The organism is Inhella inkyongensis (assembly GCF_005952805.1).
GTDB classification, from domain to species: domain Bacteria; phylum Pseudomonadota; class Gammaproteobacteria; order Burkholderiales; family Burkholderiaceae_C; genus Inhella; species Inhella inkyongensis.
On record NZ_CP040709.1, the window covers coordinates 2198655 to 2219116 of the forward strand.

Genomic DNA, 20462 nt, shown 5'->3' on the forward strand with positions numbered 1-20462 from the left:
CACCCTGCGCCCTGGGCGCGCGACGGCTCAGGCGGTCTGCAACTCGGGTGCCGGGCAGCGCAGCGCCGCGTGCAGCTCGGCCTCGAAGCGCGGGGCCTCGTGGAGGGTGCGCAGCGCCATGTAGAGGGCCTCGGCCTCGGGGTGGCAGCGGCGCAGGTAATGCAGCCACTGTTTGACGCGCCCGGCCTGGTGCTTAGGGGCGACCACCTGGCGCACGCGCTGCCAATAGCTCAGCAAGGCGGGCGGCAGTTCGGCCCAGCGCGCTTGCAACGCGGGCAGGCCCAGATCGTGAGCACGCAGGGCCAGGGCCAGGCTGGGGTCGGCCACGGCGCCACGGCCCAGCATCAGCGCGCTGCAGTGGCTTTCGCGGCGGGCCTGCAGCGCGTCCTGCACGGTCCAGATCTCGCCATTGGTCACCACCGGAACAGCCACGGCTTCGGCGATGCGGGCGATCTCGTGCCAATGCGCCGGCGGCTTGTAGCCCTGGCGCTTGGTGCGGGCGTGCACCACCAGTTCGGCCGCACCGCTTTCGGCCAGGGCTTGCGCGCAGTCCAGCATGCGGCTGGCCTCTTCGTTGCCCAGGCGCATCTTGGCCGACACCGCAATGTGCGCCGGCACCGCGCGGCGCACGGCGGCCACGATCTGCGCCAGCAGTTCGGGCTCGTCCAGCAGCACCGCGCCGCCGCGATGACGGTTCACGCATTTGGCTGGGCAGCCAAAGTTCAGGTCGATGCCCGCCGGGTTCAGCTCGGCCAGGCGGGCGGCGTTCTCGGCCAGGCATTGCGGGTCAGAGCCCAGCAGTTGCGGACGCACCGGCGTGCCGGCCTGGGTCAGGCCGCCGTTGAGCAGCTCGGGCACGATGCGCGTGAACACGCGCTTGGGCAGCAGTTGATCGGTGACACGGATGAACTCGCTGACCGCGCGGTCGTAGCCGCCGATGGCCGTGAGCTCCTCGCGCAGCAGATGGTCAAGCAGCCCCTCCATTGGCGCGAGCAGGATGGAGCTCCCCGGTGCGCCGTTACGCGACGCCCCGCCCCCCGAGGGGGTTTTGGCGGCACGGAAGCGGCCCGGCGCCTCCGCAGGCGCCGAACTATCCCCGCCGCCTGTGGACAAGTCCGTGAATTGCGCCTGAGCCATGCTGCCAAGTGCCTGTCGTTACAGCGCTTTCATCGCGCTGCAACAAAAAAAGGCAGCCCCTTATTTGCTATCCGGCAGTTCGATCTTGACCGCCAGCACTTCCAGGTTGTCCTGCTGCTCGCGCTCCACCAGCACATGGGAAGGATCGACCTTCACATACTTGCTGATGACGGCGATCAGCTCGGCCTTGAGCTGGGGCAGGTAGTCCGGCGTGGCCACATTGCGGCCGCTGCGCTCGTGCGCCAGGATCAGTTGCAGGCGCTCCTTGGCCACCGAGGCGGTCTGCTTCTTCTCACCAAGGAAAAAGGACATGAATCCCATGACGACTCCTCGGGACTTCAGCGCGCGAACAGGCGCTTGAAGAAGCCCTGCTTCTCGGCCTCGATGAAGCGCATCGGCTTGTCCTCGCCCAGGAAACGCGCCACCACGTCCATATAGGCCTCGGCGACGTTGGAGCCCTTCATCAGGATGGCCGGCACGCCCTGGTTGGAGGCCTGCAGCACCGCCTCGCTCTCGGGGATCACGCCAATCAGCGGCGTGCGCAGGATCTCGTGCACGTCATCCAGGCTCAGCATCTGCCCGCCTTCCACCCGCGCCGGGTTGTAGCGCGTGATCAGCAGGTGCTCCTTGATCGGCTCGCGGCCGTCGATGGCGCGCTGGGTCTTGCTGGACAGCATGCCCAGGATGCGGTCGCTGTCGCGCACCGAGCTGACCTCGGGGTTGGTCACGATCAGCGCCTCGTCGGCGTAGTGCATGGCCATCAGGGCGCCGGTCTCGATGCCTGCGGGGGAGTCGCAGACGATGTAGTCAAAGCCCATCTCGGCCAGCTCGTCGAGCACGCGCTTGACGCCCTCTTGCGTCAACGCGTCTTTGTCGCGGGTCTGGCTGGCGGCCAGGATGTAGAGGTTCTCGTGCTGCTTGTCCTTGATCAGCGCCTGGCTGAGCTTCACACCGTCCTGGATGACGTTGATGAAGTCATAGACCACGCGGCGCTCGACGCCCAGGATCAGGTCCAGATTGCGCAGGCCGACGTCGAAGTCGATCACTGCAGTCTTCTTGCCACGCAGGGCCAGGCCGGTGGCGAAGCTGGCGCTGGTGGTGGTCTTGCCCACCCCGCCCTTGCCGGACGTGACGACGACGATCTTGGTCATGCGGATCTCAATCCTTGTTCAGATTCAAAACTTCAGGGCTTCCATCACCAGGCGTTCGCCATCCAAGCGCACTTGGGCGGGCTTGGCGAACACCTCGGGCGGCAGGGGCTTTTCGGCGGTGCGGAAGGTGCCGGCCACCGAAAGCAGCTCGGCCTCCAGGCTGTGCGCAAAGATGCGCGCCTCGGCAAAGCCGCGCGCGCCGGCAATGGCGCGTCCGCGCAGCGCGCCATAGACATGGATGTGGCCGTCGGCAATCACCTCGGCGCCGTGGCTCACCAGACCCAGCACGATCAAGTCGCTGTCGCGCGCATAGACCTGCTGGCCGCTGCGCAGCGGTCGGTCGATCACCAGGGCCGGGGCGGACTGCGCGGGGGCCGCTGCCGCAACCGGGGCTGGCGCGGGTGCAGTGATCGGCGCCGGTGCGAGGTTTGCATGGGCCTGCGCATCCCCAATCGCCAAGCCCAGGGCCAGCGCGGCCTCACGCTCGGCGCTGTCCAGCGCCTCGGCGCCGGTCAGGGCCACCGGGCGCAGGGCCCAGGCGCGCAGGGTCTGCAGCAGGCCCGCCCAGTCCATCGCCGATCCAGGCGGCAGCGCGCTCACATCGATGCACAGGGCCTCGCCGTCGAAAGCCTGGGCCACGCCGCCCCACTGCTGCTGCAGTTGCGCGGCCAGCTCACTCACGCTGCGGCTGCGCAGCGGCAGGGAGAGCGCGGCCAGCTGGGCGGACTTGAGGTCGATGCGTGGGGTGGTCATGCGGACGCGGTCATGCAGGGGCGGCGGGGAGAGGTCTGGCCTGGCCCCTGCCAGGCGGCTGGAGCAGTCGGCTGGAGCGGGCGGCGCAAAGCGGCGGATTCTAGGTGGCGTGAAGCTGGCGACCGGCCACGCCGCAGCCCCTGGCGCCTCGGTTCGCGGGATTGGGGGCCCCGGATTTTCCCCAGGTGGCTCGGACTTACCCCCATTCGAAACGACGCGGAGCGCAGCGCATCGCATGCTGCGCCGCACCAGCGGCAGCGCCGTCCGAAAACCGCAACACGACGCTAAGTTGTTGATTCATATAAGCCGCATCGGCCTGCCGAAAAATCGGGCAAGACAAGGCAAAGCGCATGAATTCAAGGGCTTTGCGCGGCCCAGACCGGGTTGCCCACAAAGTTATCCACAGATTTCGTGAATAGCCGGACGGGCGTCCAAAAATCAAGGACTTAGGCTCGGCGGATCAAGTGAAGCTCGAACCCCATGCCGCCTTGCGCGATTGGGTTGGAGTCACCCCTCGACACAAAATCGAGGGCATTGGGGCCTACTTGGGTCGAAAGGGATTGACTTGTCCCCAAAACTACCGCTAGCCGCCGACTGCGGGCCAGCGACCGGGTCGACTCTGGCGAGCACGTTGTAAGTCTTTGATTCATAAGCGACTTTGAATCCAGCCCGGAGCGACAAAGCGGGCAAAACTGGCCGCTGCATCAAGCACTTAGCGCGTTTTTGACAGGGTTGCGCACAAAGTTGTCCACATGGATTCAAAAAAGGCTCTGTTGCCGCGAATCCCCCTGCCCTGCGGCCTTGGCCGGCGCCCGCGGGGCGCAAAAGCCGCTGAAGTCGTAGTCGAAGCGCTCGCGCCCCAGCCCCAGGCGCGCGCAGGCCTTGACGAAGCGCTGGCGCAGCAGGTCGGCCCACACGCCCTCGCCGCGCATGCGGCTGCCAAAGCGCGCGTCGTTGAGCGCGCCGCCCCGCATCTCGCGCACCCGGGCCAGCACGCGCTCGGCGCGCTGCGGGTGGTGGCGCTGCAGCCAGTCCTGGAACAACTCGGCCAGTTCCCAAGGCAGGCGCAGCGGGATGCTGAAGGCGGTGCGCGCGCCAGCGTCGCGCGCTGCGGCCAGGATCTGCTCCAACTCCGGCTCGTTGATGAAGGGGATGGTGGGCGAGACGCTCACGCCCACCGGAATGCCGGCGCGGCTCAGGCGTTCGATGATCTGCAGCCGCCGCTGCGGCGCCGCCGCGCGCGGCTCCAGCGTGCGTGCCAACTCTCCATCCAAGGTGGTCAGGCTGATGTAGACCCCCACGCGGCGCTGCGCGGCCAGTGGCGCCAACAGATCGAGGTCGCGCTCGATGCCGGCGCCCTTGGTGATGATGGAGAACGGGTGGCCGCAGCCGGCCAGCACTTCGATGACGGCTCGGGTGATGTGCAGCCGGCGTTCAATGGGCTGGTAGCAATCGGTGGCCGCACCCAGGCACAGGCGGCCGGGCTTGAAGCTTGGCGCGGCCAGCTCGGCCCGCAGGGCCTCGGCCGCATTGGTCTTGGCCACCAGCCGGGTCTCGAAATCCAAGCCCGGCGAGAGATTCAGATAGCTGTGCGTGGGCCGCGCGTAGCAATAGATGCAGCCGTGCTCGCAGCCCCGGTAGGGGTTGATGGAGAGCTCAAAGCCGATGTCGGGCGAGTCGTTGCGTGAGAGGACGCGGCGCGCCGTTTCCTCGCGCACCTGGGTGCGCGGCGCAAAGGGCTGGGCATCACCCGGGTCGCCGTCATCGTGGGGCCAGCCATCGTCTTCCGTCTGGCGCTGCACCGACACGAAGCGATGCGGCGTGGCCGCCGCCGCGCCCCGGCCCTTGAGGCTGGTGGGGGGCTGAACGGGGTGCTCGGTGATGTACTCAGTGAGGTACTCGGTGGGGTCGCTCATGGTCGGGTCAATGGAAATCCCGGCTGCGGGTGGGCAGTTGACCGAGGTGCTCGCTCAGGTCCACCAAGCGATGCGCAATCAAGTGGCAGACCCCGGCCTCACGCTGCCAGATGCCCCACACGCCCAACAGGCGCGCCTGCAGCAGCTCGGCGCGGAACTGCAGGCGCACCTTGCGCCAGACGATGACCTGCACCGAGCCGTGTTCGTCCTCCAGGCTCAGAAAGGTCACGCCCTTGGCGGTGCCGGGCTGCTGGCGGTTGGTGACGATGCCCACGGCACGCGCCAGCCGGCGGTTGGGCAGGCGGCTCAAGGTCTCGCCATCGGCATAACCCAGGCGCTGCAGAGCCGGCCGCAGCAGGGCCAGCGGGTGGCTGCGCAGGGTCAGGCCCAGGGATTGGTAGTCCCACAGCACCTCCTCGCCTTCGGGGGCGGCGGGCAGATTGGGCGTTGATTCGGGCCCGGCATCGTCTTCCGGCGCGGCGTCTTGCAAGAGCGCGGGCAGGCGCTCCAGCGCGGCGGCGTCCCAGCGCTGCAGGCGGCGTTGGCCCGAGAGCGCGGCCAGGGCATCGCCGGCGGCCAGCGCATTCAGATCGGCCCGGCTCAGGCCGGCGCGGCGGGCCAGATCGGCTGTGCTGGTGAAGGGTCGATGGTTCGATTCGGGCGGACGATAAGGGCCGCGCCGCGCCAGATCGTCGGCCTCACCGGGCGGCGTGGTCAGGGTGCGCGCACTGCCCTCGCCTTCGCGCGCCACCACCACGGCCCGGGCGGCGCGGTGGTGCAAGTCGCGTATCAAATGAAGGCCCAAACGCACCGCCGGCACCGCGCCATCCTCTTCGAGCGTGGACTCCCAAAAGCTCGCGTTCACACAGGGCGGCCGCACGGTGATGCCGTGCCGCAGTGCGTCCTGCACCAGCTGGCTGGGGGTGTAGAAGCCCAGCGGCTGGCTGTTGAGCAAGGCCACCAGAAAGACCGCCGGATGGTGGCATTTGATCCAGCTGCTGGCATAGGTCAGCAGCGCAAAGCTGGCGGCATGGCTCTCGGGGAAGCCGTACTCGGCAAAGCCCTGGATCTGCGCGTCGATGCGCTCGGCAAATTCCTGCGGGTAGCCGCGTTCGCGCATGCCGTCGAACAGGCGCTGGCGAAAGGGCGAGAGGTCGCCATGCCGCGTCCAGGCCGCCATGCCACGGCGCAGCTGGTCGGCCTCGCCGCCGCTGAAGCCCGCCGCGATCATGGCCACCTGCATCACCTGCTCCTGAAAGATGGGCACCCCCAGGGTGCGCGCCAGCGCCGGCTTGAGGGCCTCGCTGTAATAGTCCGGCGCCTCCAGCCCCTGCCGGCGCTTCAGATAGGGATGCACCATGCCGCCCTGGATGGGGCCGGGGCGCACGATGGCCACCTGCACCACCAGGTCGTAGAAGCAGCGGGGTTTGAGGCGCGGCAGCATGGCCATCTGCGCCCGGCTTTCGACCTGGAACACGCCCACCGTGTCGGCGCGGCGCAGCATGGCGTAGGTGGCGGGGTCTTCCGCCGGGATGTCTTGCAGGCGCATGGGCCGGCCTCGCTCCAGGCCTCTCCCCTGCTTCAGCCCCAGCAAATCCAAGGCGCGGCGCAGGCAGCTCAGCATCCCCAGGGCCAGCACGTCCACCTTCATCAGGCCCAGGGCCTCAAGGTCGTTCTTCTCCCACTGGATGACGGTGCGGTTCGCCATCGCCGCGTTTTCCACCGGCACCAGGCGCGAGAGCAGCCCGCGCGTCAGCACAAAGCCGCCCACGTGCTGGCTGAGGTGGCGCGGCATGTCGATCAGCTCGCCGGCCCAGCGGCGCAGCAGGGGCAGGCGCGGGTCGGCGCTCAAGTCCACCCCCAAGTTCGCGCCATCCAATTGCAGATCGTTGCCCCAGCCGTGATGCGCCTTGGCCAGGCGCTCGATCAACTCGGGCGCCAGCCCGAGGGCCTTGCCCACATCGCGCAGGGCCGAGCGCGGCCGGTAGCGCGTGACCACGGCGGTGAGCCCCGCGCGACGCCGGCCGTACTTGGCGTACAGGTACTGGATGACTTCCTCGCGGCGTTGGTGCTCGAAGTCCACATCGATGTCCGGCGGCTCGTCGCGCTCCAGGCTGATGAAGCGCTCCAGCAGGCAGTTGCCGCGTGCCGGGTCCACCTCGGTGATGCCCAGGGCGTAGCAGACCGCGCTATTGGCCGCCGAGCCCCGCCCCTGGCAGAGGATGCCGCGGCCGCGCGCGAAGTGCACGATGTCGGCCACGGTCAGGAAGTAGTGCTCGTAACGCAGCTGCGCAATCAGCGCCAGCTCCTTGTGCAGCTGCGCCTGCACCTGGGGCGGCACGCCCGCCGGCCAGCGCTGCGCCGCCCCGGCCGAGGTGAGCGCGGCCAGATGCGCCCCCGGCGTGAGCCCCGGCGGCACCACCTCGGCCGGGTACTCGTAGCGGATCTCGTCCAGGCTGAAGTGGCAACGCGCGGCAATCACCGCCGTCTGCGCAATCCACTCCGGCGCATAGGGTGAGTTCGGCGCATCCAGCCGGCGCAGATGCGCACTGGCATTGGGCTCCAGACGCTGGCCGCACTCGCTCAGCGGCAGGCGCAGGCGGATCGCCGTCATCACATCCTGCAGCGGCTTGCGCTGCGCGCGGTGCATCAGCACCTGCGGCGCGGCCACCAGGGGCAAGGCCGTGGAGTCTGAGAGCCAGCGCAGGCGCTGGCACCAGCGGGCGTCGTCCAGCTGGTGCTGCAGATCCACCCCCAGCCAGGCGCGCCCCGCAAAGTGCTTGAGCAGCCAGGCGCCCAGGCCCAGCAGCTCGGCATCGCGCGCACGCCGGCTGGGCAAGGCGATGGCCAGCAGCCCGCCCAGGTGCTGCGGCTGGATGCCGCGCCAATCCAGGTGGTACTGGCCCTTGGGCGACGCGCAGCGCAGATCGGTGATGAACTGGCTCAAATTGCCATAGCCCTCGCGACTGGCTGCCAGCAGCACCAAGCGGAACAAGGGCGCGCTGTCCGGCGCGGGCAGGTTCAGGCCTTCGTCCAGTCCAGCGTCCGGTGCATCCGGCGGACGCTGCGCCGCCCGCGCCCGCCCCGGCGCACTGCGCTGCACATCAAAGCGCGCACCGATCAGGAGCTTGAGGCCGGGCTGCACCTGAGCGTGTTGAAGCGCCTGCAGATGCGCCTGCACCACGCCGCTGAGGCTGCAATCGTCCGTCAGCGCCAGGGCCCCCAGACCCAGCTCGGCCGCGCGCTGCACCAGCTCGCGCGGATGGCTGGCACCGCGAAGAAAGCTGAAGTTGCTGAGCACCTGCAGGGCGGCCTGGGGAGGATGGAGCGGATGGGGTGCGTGGGGCGAAGGGGGCGTGCCCGCATCAATGCGCAAATCCGCCCTCCCCGATCGACACCGAGGCCGGCAACGCCCCCGCCAGCCCATCCAAGGGCGAACGCACCGCCCCGCCCCCGAGGTTCAGCACATGGGTGTAGATCATGGTGGTCGCCACATCCGAGTGCCCCAGCAACTCCTGCACCGTTCTGATGTCGTATCCACCTTGGAGCAAATGCGTGGCAAAGCTGTGGCGCAGGGTGTGGGGCGTGGCGGGCTTGGCAATGCCGGCCCGCGCCACCGCGCCCTTGAAGGCACGCTGAAAGGTCTGGTCGTACAGGTGATGGCGCCGGATCACGCCGCTGCGCGGGTCGGTGCTGTGATGGTCTTGCGGGAACAGCCAGAACCAGGCCCAGCTCAGCCCGGCGCGGGGGTATTTGCGCTCCAGCGCATGCGGCATCTCCACCCCGGCTCGCCCGGCCTGTGCATCAGCGGCCCAAACCTCATGGGCGCGCTGCAACTGCCCCCGCAGCTCGGTCTGCAAGCTGGCGGGCAGCATCACCACCCGATCTTTGTCACCCTTGCCCCCGCGCACCACCACAGCCCGATGCCCGAAATCGATGTCCTTGGTACGCAATTGCAGCGCCTCCGACAGGCGCAACCCACAGCCATAGAGCACGCGCGCCAGCAAACGGTGCTCGCCGCGCAGGCCGTCCAACACAGCGGCCACTTCGGCTGGCTCCAGCACCACCGGAATGCGCCTGCGCACGCTGGGCCGCCCGATCTGATCCAGCCAAGGCAAATTCAGTTGCAACACCTTTCCATACAGGAACAGAAGCGCTGACAAAGCTTGGTTGTGGGTAGAAGGCGCCACCCCTCTTTCGCTGGCCAACCAACGCAGATAGGCCTCGATCTCAGCAGCCCCAAGGGTGGCAGGATGGCGACGCCCATGAAAACGGATGAAGCCCCGGCACCAGTGCACATACGCCTCTTCGGTGCGGCGGCTGTAGTGCAAATAGCGAATGCGTTCCCGCAACTGATCGAGCAAGCGCACGGCCTGCAAAGCAGGTAGCTCCAACACGCGCGCCGACGCCCGGCGTTTTGCCCAACTCGCGGGCATCTCAAGAACGGGCATGATGCACCCCCATGGTCCGCCCCCCTTCATGAGCGCCCAAGAAGCGCGCAGCAGGGAACATTAGGGGGACACTTTAGTGCTGTATGTCCATACAGTCAATCAAGGGAGAACATGCAATGCATCAACAACTTGCGCGCCGACGGTCCACCTGCTTTACGCAGCAGGCGACGGTTTTACGCAGTCTCCCGACAACACGTTCCCTTGATCCATTGCTCAGGCAAACCTGGAAGGATAAGTGAGCAACTGTGTATTTATACAGCCTGAGAATTCTGGTAGCTTGCGCTGCGTCGCTGACGCGCTCGCACAAGCGAGCTTGATGCGGACACGCCACCGCCGCAGCGTGAACGAAGCAGCCGAATTGACGGGCTGGATCTCTGACACGGTCTCAGCGTCAACCCTCACCGAGGCGTGCGCCGCAATGGCTCCAGAGAACCTCTCGCTAGAACGGACGTCGCTTCGCGCCGCCGCTCACCTCAAACGTTAGCCATCACAAATGCCGCACCCCTTGCGAGAGGCTGTCAAGCGAGAGTTCTATCCGTTCGCGGCGGAGCGCGGGTTTACACGCGTCAAGTCGAGCAATTCTCTATACACGACGTTCCGCAAGACTGAGGGAGGCGCGACATACGAGTTCGAAATTCAATGGGACAAGTATCACCGCCCCTACTTCGTGCTGAACTTTAGTGCACCGGAGGGTTTGCCCCTGCGAAGCCGAACAAAGCACGGGCGACTTCAGCGCAAGCGTGGTGGCCCACTGAGTTGCTGGTTCAATCTTCGGAAGCCTTGGTTTGAAGTTCTTAGAACGGGACAACTTCGGTACAGGCCTGAGCAGGTGGTGGGCCAGGTGGTTTCATGCTTTGCTGAGATAGAGGCTTGGTGGTCTGAAGGCGTAGAGGGGCCGCATGTGTACTGCATCTAAAGTGCTGGCTAACCACTTGCTCAACCGGACCCGCAACGGCATGACACGGCTGGCCGTCATTTCATTCTCGGCCAGCCGCGTCACGCCGCTGCGGGCCGGTTAGCTACAACGTTAGGCAACTGATTCGATTCCGGAGGAAACGTCATGCAATTGCGCGATTTCGTGAAGGAAGTGCTTACGCAAATCGTTGATGGTGTGCGCGATGCCCAAGAAGCAAACGGTGGGGCATTTGTGGTGCCTGCCGGCGACGGCGGACACAAATATGCGGAGCATCCACGCTTTGCATCAAGCGCACGGATCAAATCAACAATCGTTGATTTCGATGTCGCAATTACTGCGGAAGATTCCGATAAAGCCGGTGCGAAGGCTGGAGTCAAAGTTTTCTCTGTCCAGTTCGGCGCGGAAGGTGAAATTACCTCGAAAAACTCAACAATCAGCAGGGTGCAATTCGCTGTTCCTGTTCTATTGCCCGAGAGCAAGCGCGCATGGCATGAAGAGGAGCGCATTGGTGAATAGGTTGCCTAACCCGTCATTGCAGCCGACCCTGGCCGGCTTCGCCGTCCGGTCGGCTGAACTCCAACGTTAGGCTGCATGAAAGCCACCGAAAACTACTCTCGCCTTTGGGACGGTTCCGAGCCGGGCTGGGTTGTCGTGCGTCACACGGAAGACCGGGAGGCCCTCCACGTTGTCTTCTCCCGTAGCGGTCCAACAATGTTCGAAATCAAGGCGCTGCGATCCGTGATTCCCACCCTTGCAGAGAAGCGAGCGATTGAAGTTCTAGCTAGTTTCAAGGGCATGCTGGAGTTCAGCGTAGGCGAATTTGAGTCAAGCGCAGCTAGAAAACTCCGTAGGCAATTCGAGACAGCCGGCCTTCAAGTTGCCAGCAAGGCATATCGAGTTGTAAGCCACAGTCTCATCAATGAGCTCTCCAAGGTCTACTTGTTGATCGAAGATGCCGCAAAGAGCGAAGAAGTCGCCGAAGAGGCCATCAAGCAAGGGCTGCCGATCCGGCACTCAGTCGTATGACGCCGCGGCCTAACCCCTCCGTCAAGGGGACCTGCCTACGGCAGGCCCCTTACGTCGAACGTTAGACCCCACAGGAAGTGCCGTTAGGCCGCACCATTGCTAACTACAACTCCCTAATCGAAATAGGCTCACATGCTCCGATTCGACCTACCCCAAGTTCCATCAAACGTCATTCGGTGGGAAGCCCTACTCAACACGGTCACATGCCTATTGGCGCTACTCGTTTCGCCCTGGTTCATGCTCATACCGACTGTGCAAGGGTTCATCAAAGGCATCCTTGGTCATGCGCGCTGCCCGGCTCACGTCATGTGGCGCAAAGTCTTCTCGGCAAAGGGCTGGCTGGGCCGACTGGAGGACGCGGGCCCAAAGATGTTCGCGGCGAAGATCCTGTTCTTGGCGTCCGCTGTGTCACTCACGCTCTACATGACCGGAACCACATTGTGGAGGGTACCAGTCGTCGTGTTGGTCGTCTTCACTTGCCTCGAATGGCTACTATCCTTCTGCGCAGCTTGCTGGGCCTACGGACTTTGGTATAGGCACTTTCCTGCCAGCCGCACACGGTAATCGCCACAGCCAACTCTTTGAGACCTCGGTGGGCCATGAAAGCCAAACACAATATCCCGCCCTGGCTACGGGAAGAGAATCCTCCAGCACCGATGTTGGTGCAGGTTTGATGGTATACAGAAGATAACTGGAAAATAGTCAAGGAACACGCGATTGACTCTGATCTGTTTGAGGCAAGCCATCAGGAATGGCTCGAAATGACCGAGGAATCTTTCAGCCAAATTCTGGCATCCGGGATTGCTGCAAAAAAGCCTACATTGACGCGGATGATCTGCTGGCCTGGTGTTTGGTGCACAACAAAGAAAACTCAGCCGCCACAAGATCAGAGTATGTTTCTCAGCTTGGCTTGCGTGGGCCAAGTGGCGTATCTCTTACGAAACACGCTGAGAAGTAGTTGATTTCGCGGAGTCCGTCTCGACGGCCTGGGCAATGCTCAGGCCGTCGTTGCTTTGGGGTTTGACTTGGGCCCGGCATCAGTTGCAAACCCCGTTGTTGGAATCGCCCCGAGGGGGAGATTGGCCACCCTGTGCTATCGGGAGCGCTCCTTGTCGTGCGCCTGCCTCTAATACATGCACAGCTGGCCTCGGGACAACATGGCGTCGGTCCGGCGCGCCAGCTAGGGCCCGTTCAGACTGGGCGAAGCCACTCACAAGTTTCCTGACCGGCGGTCAGCCGACGCGCGCGGCGTTGCCCAGGCTGACTGCCTGGGCGAGCCGTGCAATGACGGTTGGCGGCCGGTCAGTCCTTTTCCCTTCGAGTTGCCACCCAACATGGGGGCCCACTTTTTACCGAAGCCCGCTGCAACATCCGGTTCCTGCTGCACTTCGCGCCGCGTTGGCGTCTTTTCAGGATGACAACGCGCTGGCTTCCATGGGTGTGAACAGGCCCTACTGCGCTGCCACCGTCACGATTGACCGCCCACCCCTCACAAGCCCTTGGTCATCTCCTGGTGCTCGATACCGGCTTCCTCGAACGGCGCGCCGCGTGCAATAAAGCCTGCCCGACGGTAGAAGCCGACGGCGCTGGCCTGGGCGTGAAGCAGAACCTGCCGAAAGCCCTGGGCGCGGGCTGATTGCATCAGCGCATCCAGCACCTGGGCGCCAATGCCGGTGCCGCGCACCGCCGCGCGCACGGCCATGCGGCCGATCTTGGCGGTACCCGGTACGTGCTCGATCAAACGCCCGGTTGCCAGGGCCTGGCCCAGGCGGTTGAGGGCCACGGCGTGGGTGCAGTGGTGGTCGGCTTCGTCCCACTCCAGCTCGGCGGGGATGCCCTGCTCGCGCACGAACACGGCCTGGCGGATGGGCTGGGCCTGGGCCCCCAGGGCATCCCAGCCGCCCACCTGCACCGTCACCATGGGCTCGCCGGCCTCAAAGGCCTGCAGAGCTTGGCGCAGGGCCTCCGGTACCGGGGTGGGCTGCAAAGCCTCTCGCTCCACCATCACATAGCGCAGCTCGGCCTTCAGCAAAGTCTGGCTGCCACGCTTGAGCTCGGCCGCGAAGCGCAGGCTGGTGCGGCCGGCGTCCACAAAGCGCAGGCCGCAGCGCAGTTCATCGTCAAAGCGCGCCGGGGCCAGGTAGTCGAGCTGGGTGCTGCGCAGCACCAGATCGGCGCCCAGCAACTCGAAGGCGCCCGGATAGGCCAGGCCCATGGCGCGCCAGTAGCCGGTGCTGGCGGTGTCCAGGTAGTTCAGGTAGTGGGCGTTGAAGACGATGCCCTGGGCATCGACCTCGGCCCAGCGCACGCGCAGGGCCTCCAAGTGGCGAAACTCCGGGTGACGCAAGCTCATGCACTCTCTCCAAAAGCGGTGCGCAGCGCGCGGGCCGCTGCGTCTTGGGCGGCCAGGGCCTCGGGCAGCATGCGGCCCATCTTGATGAAGTCGTGGGTGACGCCGCGGTAGAGCTCCAGCTGCACGGGCGTTCCGGCGGCGCGCAGGGTGTCGCCGTAGGCCAGGCCTTCATCCACCAGGGGGTCGGCCTCGGCCAGGATCAGACAGGCCGGGGCCAGACCGCTGTGGTCCTCGGCGTGCAAGGGGGCGAAGCGCCAGTCGTCTTTCTGCGCGTCGTCGATGTAGTGAGCGAAGAACCAGGCGATGGCCTCGGCGTCCAGCAAGTAGCCCTTGGCAAAGCGGGCGTGGCTTTCGGTGTCGGCGCGGGCGCAGGTGCCGGGGGTGATCAGGAGCTGCAAGGCAAGGGGGATGCCGGCATCACGGGCACTGAGGGCGGCCACGGCGGCCAGGGTGCCCCCGGCGCTGTCGCCCCCCACGGCCACACGGCGGGGGTCCAAGCCCAGGGCGTCGGCTTCGAGCACCAGCCAGTGCAGTGCGGCCACGCAGTCGTCGACGGCGGCGGGGAAGCGGTGCTCGGGGGCCAGGCGGTAGTCCAGCGAGATCACCGCGCAGTGGGCGCGCAGCGCCAGCTGGCGGCACAGGCTGTCGTGGGTCTCGATGCCGCCGATGGTGAAGCCGCCGCCGTGGAAGTACAGCAGCACGGGCAGGCGCTCGGCACTGGGGGCATAGAGCCGCGCGCTGCGGGCTCCCCCGGGGCCGGGCACTTGCAGATCCTGCACCCGGGCCAGCGGCTCGCGCGGCAAGTCCAGGATCTCGGCCCCCATGCGGTAGGCCACGCGCGCCTGCTGCGGGCTGAGGTGGTGGAAGTGGGGCCGGTTGGCGCGGTGGATGCGCGAGAGCAACTCGGCCATGCGGGGGGTCAGCATGGAAAGGTCAGGGAGAGCCGGTCTGAACCGGAAGGCCCGGATTCTGCCGGGCTGAAGCTTTCCTCGTTCAGCCCACGTTGAAGCGCCGCCGCACAAAGCGCCCTGCCCCGTCCATCACCGTGAGTTGCTGCTCCCCCGGCGGCACGCGCAGGCGCAGGGACTGATGTGCGGGCTGCTGCGCCACCAGGCGGCCGTTGAGCAGCCAGTAGAGGGTCTGGTCGCCGCCACCCAGGGTGCGCAGCTCGATCTGCACCCCGCCCTGCCCCGGCGCGGCGCGCAGGCGCTGGCCCTCTTCAAGGCCTTGCAGTTCCCAGGCCGGGCTGAAGGCCTGGGCCTGCGCGCCGCAAGGCGTTGCGGGCTCCACCCAGGGGCTCAGGGCCAGGGGCCAGCGCAGGCGTTCGCCGCAGGGGGTCTGCTGGAGCAAGGGGCTGGAGTCCAGACGGTCCGGCAAGGTGGGTGGGGCGCTGTGCTCCAGCAGCCAGGCGCTGCGCTCTTGCAGACAGTGGGCCGGCGCCGTGCTTTCGGCCCGCCCCCCCAGCGGCCAGCAGATGCGGGCCTGGCTCAGCGAAGCGGGCGGTGCGCGGCGCGGGCCTTCGGCATCGGGCAACAGGGCCAGGAGCTCGTGCAGCAAGGGCGCGGCGGTGTTGGCGCCGAAGTGACCGGGGTTGGGCGTGCCGTCGGGCCGGCCGACCCACACCCCCACCGTGTAGCGCTCGGTGACCCCAATGGCCCAGGCATCGCGAAAGCCGAAGCTGGTGCCGGTCTTCCAGGCCAGCCGGCGCGCTCTGCCCTGCAGCGGACGGCCGGGCTGTCCGCCGGTTTCCAGGATCTCGCGCACCAGATAGGCCGCGCCCTCGCTCATCAGCCGGGCCTCGCGGCGCGGCGCCTCGGGGTGCAGGCGCGGCTGGCCGGCCAGCCCCCCGCGTGCCAAGGCGCGGTAGGCCCCCACCAACTCTTCCAGGGTGGTGCCACCCCCGCCGAGGATCAGGCTGAGGTTGGCGGGCTCGGCGCTGCCGGCCGCGACTTTCGGGAACCGCAGGCGCAGCCCCCCCTGGCGCAGATGCGCCGCAAAGCGGGCCGGCCCCAGCCGGTCCAGCAAGTCCACCGCCGGCACATTGAGCGAGCGGCGCAAGGCATCGGCCGCGCTCACCGGCCCTGAAAAATCAGCCTGAAAGTTGCCGGGCGCGTAGCCGCTAAAGCTCTGCGGCGCATCGACCAGCAGGCTCTCGCTGTGGATCAGGCCTTCGTCCAGGGCCAGCGCGTAGAGAAAAGGCTTGAGCGTGCTGCCGGGCGAGCGCACGCCGCGCACCATGTCCACATGGGCGGCGCGCTCGGAGTCGGCAAAGTCAGCGCTGCCGGCATAGGCCTGCACGGCCAGGCTGTCGTTATCCATCACCAGGGCCGCCATCGAGACCTTGGGCGGCAGCTGACCGGCGCGGTCGGCCAGCAGGGTCTGCAGGCCGGCCTGCAGTTCGGGCTGCAAGGTGCTGAGCAGGCGCCCGGCATGGCGCTCGGGCTCGCTGGCTTGTTGGCGCAGGCGTTCGGCCGCCAGCGGCGCCAACCAACGCTCGCTCAGGCGCTGGTTGCTGGGGGCGGCGGCCACGCGTTCGAGCTGAGCGTCCTGAACCATCGCGGCGCTCCACACGCCTTGCTCGGCCAGGCGCACCAGCACACGGTCGCGGGCGGCTTGGGCGGCTTGGGGGGCGCGGTCGGGCCGCAGGCGCGACGGGGCACGGGGCAAGGCGGCCAGCAGCGCGGCCTCGGCGTGGCTCAGCTGGCGACTGGGCCGCCCCAGGTAGAGGCGGCTGGCCATCTCCACCCCTTCGACGATGCCGCCCATGGGGGCGTGGTTGAGGTAGAGGGTGAGGATCTCGCGCTTGGACAGGCGCAATTCAAGCTGCAGCGCGCGCAGGATCTGCAGGCCCTTGGCACGCAGGCTGCGTTCGCTCAAACGCGGCTCCAGGATGCGCGCCACCTGCATCGTCAGCGTGGAGCCGCCCGAGACGATGCGGCCGCTCTTGGCCCACTGCCAACCCGCGCGCGCCAGCGCCCAGGGGTTGACGCCCGGATGCCAGTGGAAGGCCTGGTCTTCAAAGCCCAGCAGGGCCTCCAGGTAGAGCGGACTGACCTCGGCCGGCGTGATGGGATGGCGCCAAGCGCCATCGGCGCTGGGCCAGGCGCGCAGCGGCGTGCCATCCACCGCCAGCACCACCAAGCCTTGCAAGTTTCCCTGCGGCAGCGGCGGCGGAAACAGCAGGTCCAGCGCCAGCACCAGGGTCAGCAGACCCGCCAGCAGCAGTTCGGTGCGCCGCCTCAAGCTCACGTCAGCGCAATTCGTCCCAGGGCTGAACCGCGAGCCGGGCCAGCAGCAGCGCCCCCAGAGTCGCCACGCTGAGCGTGAAGCCCTGCAGCAGGGTGTGCATCTGCGCCACTTCGAGGCCCAGCAATCCGGCCAAGCCGGCCGAGAAATTGCGGGCATAGGCCAACAGCAGACCCAGCGCCACCCAGGGGCCCAGGCGGTTGGCGGCGGAGCGCGGCAGCAAGGCTGCGGCTGCCAGCAGCACAAGGCCGGAGGCCACAAAGCCCAGCGTGAAGAAGGTGTTGATGACCGAACGGGCCGCCCCCAGGGCCTCACCCGCGTGGGCAAAGGGCCACCAGGCCAGACAAACGCCGGCCAGGCAGCCGGCCACGATCTTGGCGCGCCGGGCCGCCGCACCGGCGCGCTCGCTGTCCGCCTGCGCAGGCTTGAGCAGGGGCAGCACCGCCAGGGTCAGCAAACCGATGCAGGCATCGATGAACAGAGTCTTGGGATACCCAAGGGCTTCGACCGCCAGCCCCTGCCAGGTGGCGCTGTAGGCAATGGCCAGGTTCATCAGCGCCATGTAGGCGGTGAACTGGGTGGCGGCGACCTTGGGGTTGGTCACATCCATCATGGCTGCCGAGCGCGTGCCGTACATCAAGCCCAGGAAAAGGTTGTAGATCAGCGTCGCCGTCCACAGCGAGGCGGCCAGCGCCGGGTCCAGGGCGCCGCTCGTCCCGGGGGTGCGCGGCATCACATAGCCCAGGCTCTGCAAGCGCCAGGCCAACCATGCCACCGGCAGGCTCATCAACGCCAGGTAGACAAAAAGCGTTCGGCGGCGGCCGAGCTTGTCGGACAGCCAGCCGCCCGCCACCATGCCGGCGGCCGAAATGATGTTGGACCACAGCTCCAGCTGCGCGGTGGTGTGCTCATCCAGCCCCAGTTCGGCTGACAGGTTGGAGCGCAGCGCCAGACCCAGCGACATCGCACCGGCCGGCAAGAGCGCAAACCAGACCCCCGCAAAAGCGCCGCGCGTGCTGAGGAAGGCTCGGAAGGACTCGATGGCAAAGCCGCGCATCTCGGTCGCAGCCCGACGCAACCCTCCCGCGGCCTGGCCCAAGGCTTGGGCCTGGGTCGAGATCGCTTCGCCAGCGGCGGCGATGACGGCTTCCTTCATCGGCAGCACCACAAACGATGTGACTGCCAGGATGGCCAGCGCCACCAGAAAGAAGGTGGGCTGAAAGCCGATGTACGGGGTGAGGAAAAGCACGCCCGAGCCGCCGACCGCCTGGCCGATGGCGGCACCGGCAAACATCATGCCGTTGGCCAGGCCGCGTTCGTCCTCGCGCAAGGTGTTGCAGGCCAGCGCGTCGATGGCCACGTCCTGCATGGCGGCAAAGGTGTTGTGCACCAGCAGGATGGCGGTGAAAAGCCAAAGCTGCTCGGGCAGCTTGACCAGCACCAGCACCGCCAGCGTGGCCGCCATGATGAGCTGCGTGCCCAGGATCCAGGCACGCCGATGCCCGAAGCGCTGGGAGCGAAACACATCCACCAGCGGGCCGAAGGCCCACTTGAAGGCCCAGGGCAAATAGAAGGAACCGACGAAGGCGCCAATTTCGGCCGGCCCCACGCCCAACTTGCGCAGGTAGTAGGCCACCGCCGTGGCCGCAAATCCGAGCGGAATGCCCTCGGTCATGTAGAGCGCAAAAAAGGCCGCGAAGCGGCCCTTGCGGGAGGCGAGCAGATTGGGCAGGCGCATGGGATTCAGGGGCTACAGAGGCGGGGCGGATTGTGGCGCCCTGCCCTGCCCCATCACCACGGGTTTGCCTTAGCGGAAATCAGCGGCGCAGGGCGGCCCAGTCCTGGCGCGCCATCACCCACAGGGCGGCCGCACCGGCCAGGGCCACGGCGCTGGTGGCCGCGATCAACTCTGGCCCCGCCGGCAGCCAACGCCGGGCGTAAAGCGCCAGCAGCGCCAGCGCCAGCCAGGGGGTGGCACGGGTGAGCGCACTGCGCGGCACGATGGCCGTGCCCGCCAGCAGCACCAGGGCGCCACCCACAAAAATCAGGGTGTAGAAGATGCCGACGATCTCTTGAGCCCCGCCCAGGTGCTCGCCCCAGAGCTGGTAGGGCAGCCAACTGGCACACAGCAGGGCCAAGATGCGGCACAGGGTGGTGGCGCGCTCCACCGAGCGCTCGGGCTCGCCCGGCTGGGCCGGCTTGAGCAGCGGCACCGTGCCGATGACCAACAGGCCCACAAAGGCATCAAGCGTCAGCGTGATGGGGTAGCCAAAGGCCTCGATGGCCTGACCCTGCCAGGTGGCCGAGACCGCAATGGCCAGGTTGGACATGGCCATATAGGCGGTGAACTGCGTGGCGGCCACCTTGGGATTGGTCACGTCCATCAAATTCGCCTGGCGCACGCCGTATTCCAAGCCCATGGCCACGTTGTAGGCCAGGGTGCAGACCCAGAGTGCGCTGATGAGTGCGGGGTCGATGAAGCCGCGCGTGGCCTCGGTGCGCGGCATCACATAGCCATGGGCCTGCAGCACCTGGGCCAGATAGAGCACCGGCACGCTCATCAGCGCAAAAAAGATGCTCAGGGTCAGGCGCCGGCCCAGGCGGTCGGACATCCAGCCGCCCAGAATCATGGCGGCCGCGCTCAGCACGTTGGACCACAGCTGCAGCGTCGCAACCTGCTCATCGTTCTGCCCCAGCTCCACCGCCAGATTGGACTGCAGCGCCAGCCCCAGGGACATGGCCCCGGCCGGCAGCAGGCTGGACCACAGGCCGGCATAGGCGCCGCGCGTACCCAGGAATGAACGGAAGGCCTCAACCGAGAAGGCCTTCATCTCGCCCAGTGCGTGGCGCAGGCCGCGCTGGGCGTTGTTCAGCGCGCCAGCCGCCTCAGTGGTCAACCCAGCGGCGGCCACCACCACCGCCTCCTTCATCGGCAGCACGATGAAGGTGCTGACCGCCAGGATGGCGCCCGCCACAAAGAAGAAGGTGGGCTGAAAGCCTGTGTAGGGCGTCAGGAACAGCACGCCCGAGCCGCCGATGGCCTGGCCGATGGCGGCGCCCGCGAACATCATGCCGTTGCCCAGACCGCGCTCGTCCTCGCGCAAGGTGTTGCAGGCCAGGGAGTCGATGGCCACGTCCTGCATGGCCGAAAAGGTGTTGTGCACCAGCAAGATGGCCGTGAACAGCCCGAGCTGGCGCGGCAGGTCCAGAAACACCAGCGACGCCAGGGTGAGCGCCATCATCAGCTGGGTGCCCAAGATCCAGGCGCGCCGGTGGCCCCAGCGCTGCGAACGGAACACGTCCACCAAGGGCCCGAACGCCCATTTGAAGGCCCAGGGCACATAGAAGGACCCCACGAAGGCGCCGATCTCGGCCGGCCCCACACCCAGCCGGCGCAAATAGGTGGCGATGGCGGTGATGGCAAAACCCAGCGGGATGCCTTCGGTCACATAGAGCGAAAAAAAGGCCGCGAGGCGGCCGTTTCGGGTGGCGAGCAGATTGGGGAGCATGGCA

16 protein-coding genes are annotated in these 20462 nt (G+C 67.0%); 4 read left to right on the forward strand and 12 right to left on the reverse strand.

What is annotated here, in order from left to right:
* Nucleotides 1-27: 27 nt before the first annotated feature.
* From FF090_RS10475 to minC, 4 genes are all read right to left on the reverse strand, one after another.
* Nucleotides 28-984: a tRNA dihydrouridine synthase gene (locus FF090_RS10475; protein ID WP_138856675.1), complete on the reverse strand. Its 957-nt coding sequence runs from the start codon at nucleotides 982-984 to the stop codon at nucleotides 28-30.
* A 213-nt stretch (nucleotides 985-1197) separates the two neighbouring features.
* Nucleotides 1198-1458, reverse strand: a complete 261-nt coding sequence (gene minE / locus FF090_RS10480) for a cell division topological specificity factor MinE (RefSeq protein WP_138856676.1) — start codon at nucleotides 1456-1458, stop codon at nucleotides 1198-1200.
* A 17-nt stretch (nucleotides 1459-1475) separates the two neighbouring features.
* Nucleotides 1476-2288 carry a septum site-determining protein MinD gene (gene minD / locus FF090_RS10485; protein ID WP_138856677.1) on the reverse strand — a complete coding sequence of 271 codons (813 nt, stop codon included), beginning with the start codon at nucleotides 2286-2288 and terminating at the stop codon, nucleotides 1476-1478.
* Nucleotides 2289-2312: 24 nt separating this feature from the next.
* The gene (gene minC, locus FF090_RS10490; RefSeq protein WP_138856678.1) at nucleotides 2313-3041 is read right to left on the reverse strand and encodes a septum site-determining protein MinC; all 729 of its coding nucleotides are present in this window, start codon (nucleotides 3039-3041) and stop codon (nucleotides 2313-2315) included.
* A 235-nt stretch (nucleotides 3042-3276) separates the two neighbouring features.
* On the opposite strand from minC, the gene FF090_RS19260 reads away from it, so the two are divergent.
* Nucleotides 3277-3456 carry a hypothetical protein gene (locus FF090_RS19260; protein ID WP_175423615.1) on the forward strand — a complete coding sequence of 60 codons (180 nt, stop codon included), beginning with the start codon at nucleotides 3277-3279 and terminating at the stop codon, nucleotides 3454-3456.
* A gap of 343 nt (nucleotides 3457-3799) precedes the next feature.
* On the opposite strand, the gene FF090_RS10495 is transcribed toward FF090_RS19260, so the two are convergent.
* From FF090_RS10495 to FF090_RS10505, 3 genes are read right to left on the reverse strand one after another with little or no spacing between them, the layout of a single operon-like run.
* Complete coding sequence (locus FF090_RS10495) at nucleotides 3800-4957, reverse strand: PA0069 family radical SAM protein (protein WP_138856679.1); 1158 nt, start codon at nucleotides 4955-4957, stop codon at nucleotides 3800-3802.
* Between the two features lie 7 nt (nucleotides 4958-4964).
* A complete protein-coding gene (locus FF090_RS10500; protein WP_246071567.1) occupies nucleotides 4965-8327 on the reverse strand; it encodes an error-prone DNA polymerase in 3363 nt (1120 codons plus the stop codon).
* Complete coding sequence (locus FF090_RS10505) at nucleotides 8323-9393, reverse strand: integron integrase (RefSeq protein ID WP_138858350.1); 1071 nt, start codon at nucleotides 9391-9393, stop codon at nucleotides 8323-8325. Before FF090_RS10505 ends, FF090_RS10500 begins: the two co-directional genes overlap by 5 nt.
* Nucleotides 9394-10468: 1075 nt before the next feature.
* On the opposite strand from FF090_RS10505, the gene FF090_RS10510 reads away from it, so the two are divergent.
* The 3 genes from FF090_RS10510 (at nucleotide 10469) to FF090_RS19780 (ending at nucleotide 11914) form a co-directional block, all read left to right on the forward strand.
* Complete coding sequence (locus FF090_RS10510; RefSeq protein ID WP_138856681.1) at nucleotides 10469-10840, forward strand: hypothetical protein; 372 nt, start codon at nucleotides 10469-10471, stop codon at nucleotides 10838-10840.
* A gap of 75 nt (nucleotides 10841-10915) precedes the next feature.
* A complete protein-coding gene (locus FF090_RS10515; RefSeq protein ID WP_138856682.1) occupies nucleotides 10916-11350 on the forward strand; it encodes a hypothetical protein in 435 nt (144 codons plus the stop codon).
* A 132-nt stretch (nucleotides 11351-11482) separates the two neighbouring features.
* Nucleotides 11483-11914, forward strand: coding sequence for a DUF4395 family protein (locus FF090_RS19780; RefSeq protein ID WP_138856683.1), 432 nt, complete (start codon nucleotides 11483-11485; stop codon nucleotides 11912-11914).
* A 925-nt stretch (nucleotides 11915-12839) separates the two neighbouring features.
* Here FF090_RS19780 and FF090_RS10525 read toward each other — a convergent pair.
* The 5 genes from FF090_RS10525 to FF090_RS10545 form a co-directional block, all read right to left on the reverse strand.
* The gene (locus FF090_RS10525; RefSeq protein WP_138856684.1) at nucleotides 12840-13703 is read right to left on the reverse strand and encodes a YbgC/FadM family acyl-CoA thioesterase; all 864 of its coding nucleotides are present in this window, start codon (nucleotides 13701-13703) and stop codon (nucleotides 12840-12842) included.
* On the reverse strand, nucleotides 13700-14614 hold the full coding sequence (locus tag FF090_RS10530) for an alpha/beta hydrolase (RefSeq protein ID WP_138858351.1): 915 nt from the start codon (nucleotides 14612-14614) through the stop codon (nucleotides 13700-13702). The genes FF090_RS10525 and FF090_RS10530 overlap by 4 nt, the downstream gene beginning before the upstream one ends.
* Before the next feature lie 82 nt (nucleotides 14615-14696).
* Entirely contained in the window at nucleotides 14697-16952 is a 2256-nt protein-coding gene (gene pbpC / locus FF090_RS10535; RefSeq protein WP_246071384.1) for a penicillin-binding protein 1C, read from the reverse strand.
* 1 nt (nucleotide 16953) lies between these two features.
* Complete coding sequence (locus FF090_RS19575; protein WP_138856686.1) at nucleotides 16954-18687, reverse strand: MFS transporter; 1734 nt, start codon at nucleotides 18685-18687, stop codon at nucleotides 16954-16956.
* 79 nt (nucleotides 18688-18766) lie between these two features.
* On the reverse strand, nucleotides 18767-20458 hold the full coding sequence (locus tag FF090_RS10545; protein WP_138856687.1) for an MFS transporter: 1692 nt from the start codon (nucleotides 20456-20458) through the stop codon (nucleotides 18767-18769).
* Nucleotides 20459-20462: the final 4 nt, after the last annotated feature.

Excerpts from the sequence above, each read along its gene's own strand:
- FF090_RS10475 (WP_138856675.1), bottom strand. The coding sequence starts at position 984 with ATGGAGGGGCTGCTTGACCATCTGCTGCGCGAGGAGCTCACGGCCATC.
- minE (WP_138856676.1), bottom strand. The coding sequence starts at position 1,458 with ATGGGATTCATGTCCTTTTTCCTTGGTGAGAAGAAGCAGACCGCCTCG.
- minD (WP_138856677.1), bottom strand. The coding sequence starts at position 2,288 with ATGACCAAGATCGTCGTCGTCACGTCCGGCAAGGGCGGGGTGGGCAAG.
- minC (WP_138856678.1), bottom strand. The coding sequence starts at position 3,041 with ATGACCACCCCACGCATCGACCTCAAGTCCGCCCAGCTGGCCGCGCTC.
- FF090_RS19260 (WP_175423615.1), top strand. The coding sequence starts at position 3,277 with ATGCTGCGCCGCACCAGCGGCAGCGCCGTCCGAAAACCGCAACACGAC.
- FF090_RS10495 (WP_138856679.1), bottom strand. The coding sequence starts at position 4,957 with ATGAGCGACCCCACCGAGTACCTCACTGAGTACATCACCGAGCACCCC.
- FF090_RS10505 (WP_138858350.1), bottom strand. The coding sequence starts at position 9,393 with ATGCCCGCGAGTTGGGCAAAACGCCGGGCGTCGGCGCGCGTGTTGGAG.
- FF090_RS10510 (WP_138856681.1), top strand. The coding sequence starts at position 10,469 with ATGCAATTGCGCGATTTCGTGAAGGAAGTGCTTACGCAAATCGTTGAT.
- FF090_RS10515 (WP_138856682.1), top strand. The coding sequence starts at position 10,916 with ATGAAAGCCACCGAAAACTACTCTCGCCTTTGGGACGGTTCCGAGCCG.
- FF090_RS19780 (WP_138856683.1), top strand. The coding sequence starts at position 11,483 with ATGCTCCGATTCGACCTACCCCAAGTTCCATCAAACGTCATTCGGTGG.
- FF090_RS10525 (WP_138856684.1), bottom strand. The coding sequence starts at position 13,703 with ATGAGCTTGCGTCACCCGGAGTTTCGCCACTTGGAGGCCCTGCGCGTG.
- FF090_RS10530 (WP_138858351.1), bottom strand. The coding sequence starts at position 14,614 with ATGGCCGAGTTGCTCTCGCGCATCCACCGCGCCAACCGGCCCCACTTC.
- FF090_RS19575 (WP_138856686.1), bottom strand. The coding sequence starts at position 18,687 with ATGCGCCTGCCCAATCTGCTCGCCTCCCGCAAGGGCCGCTTCGCGGCC.
- FF090_RS10545 (WP_138856687.1), bottom strand. The coding sequence starts at position 20,458 with ATGCTCCCCAATCTGCTCGCCACCCGAAACGGCCGCCTCGCGGCCTTT.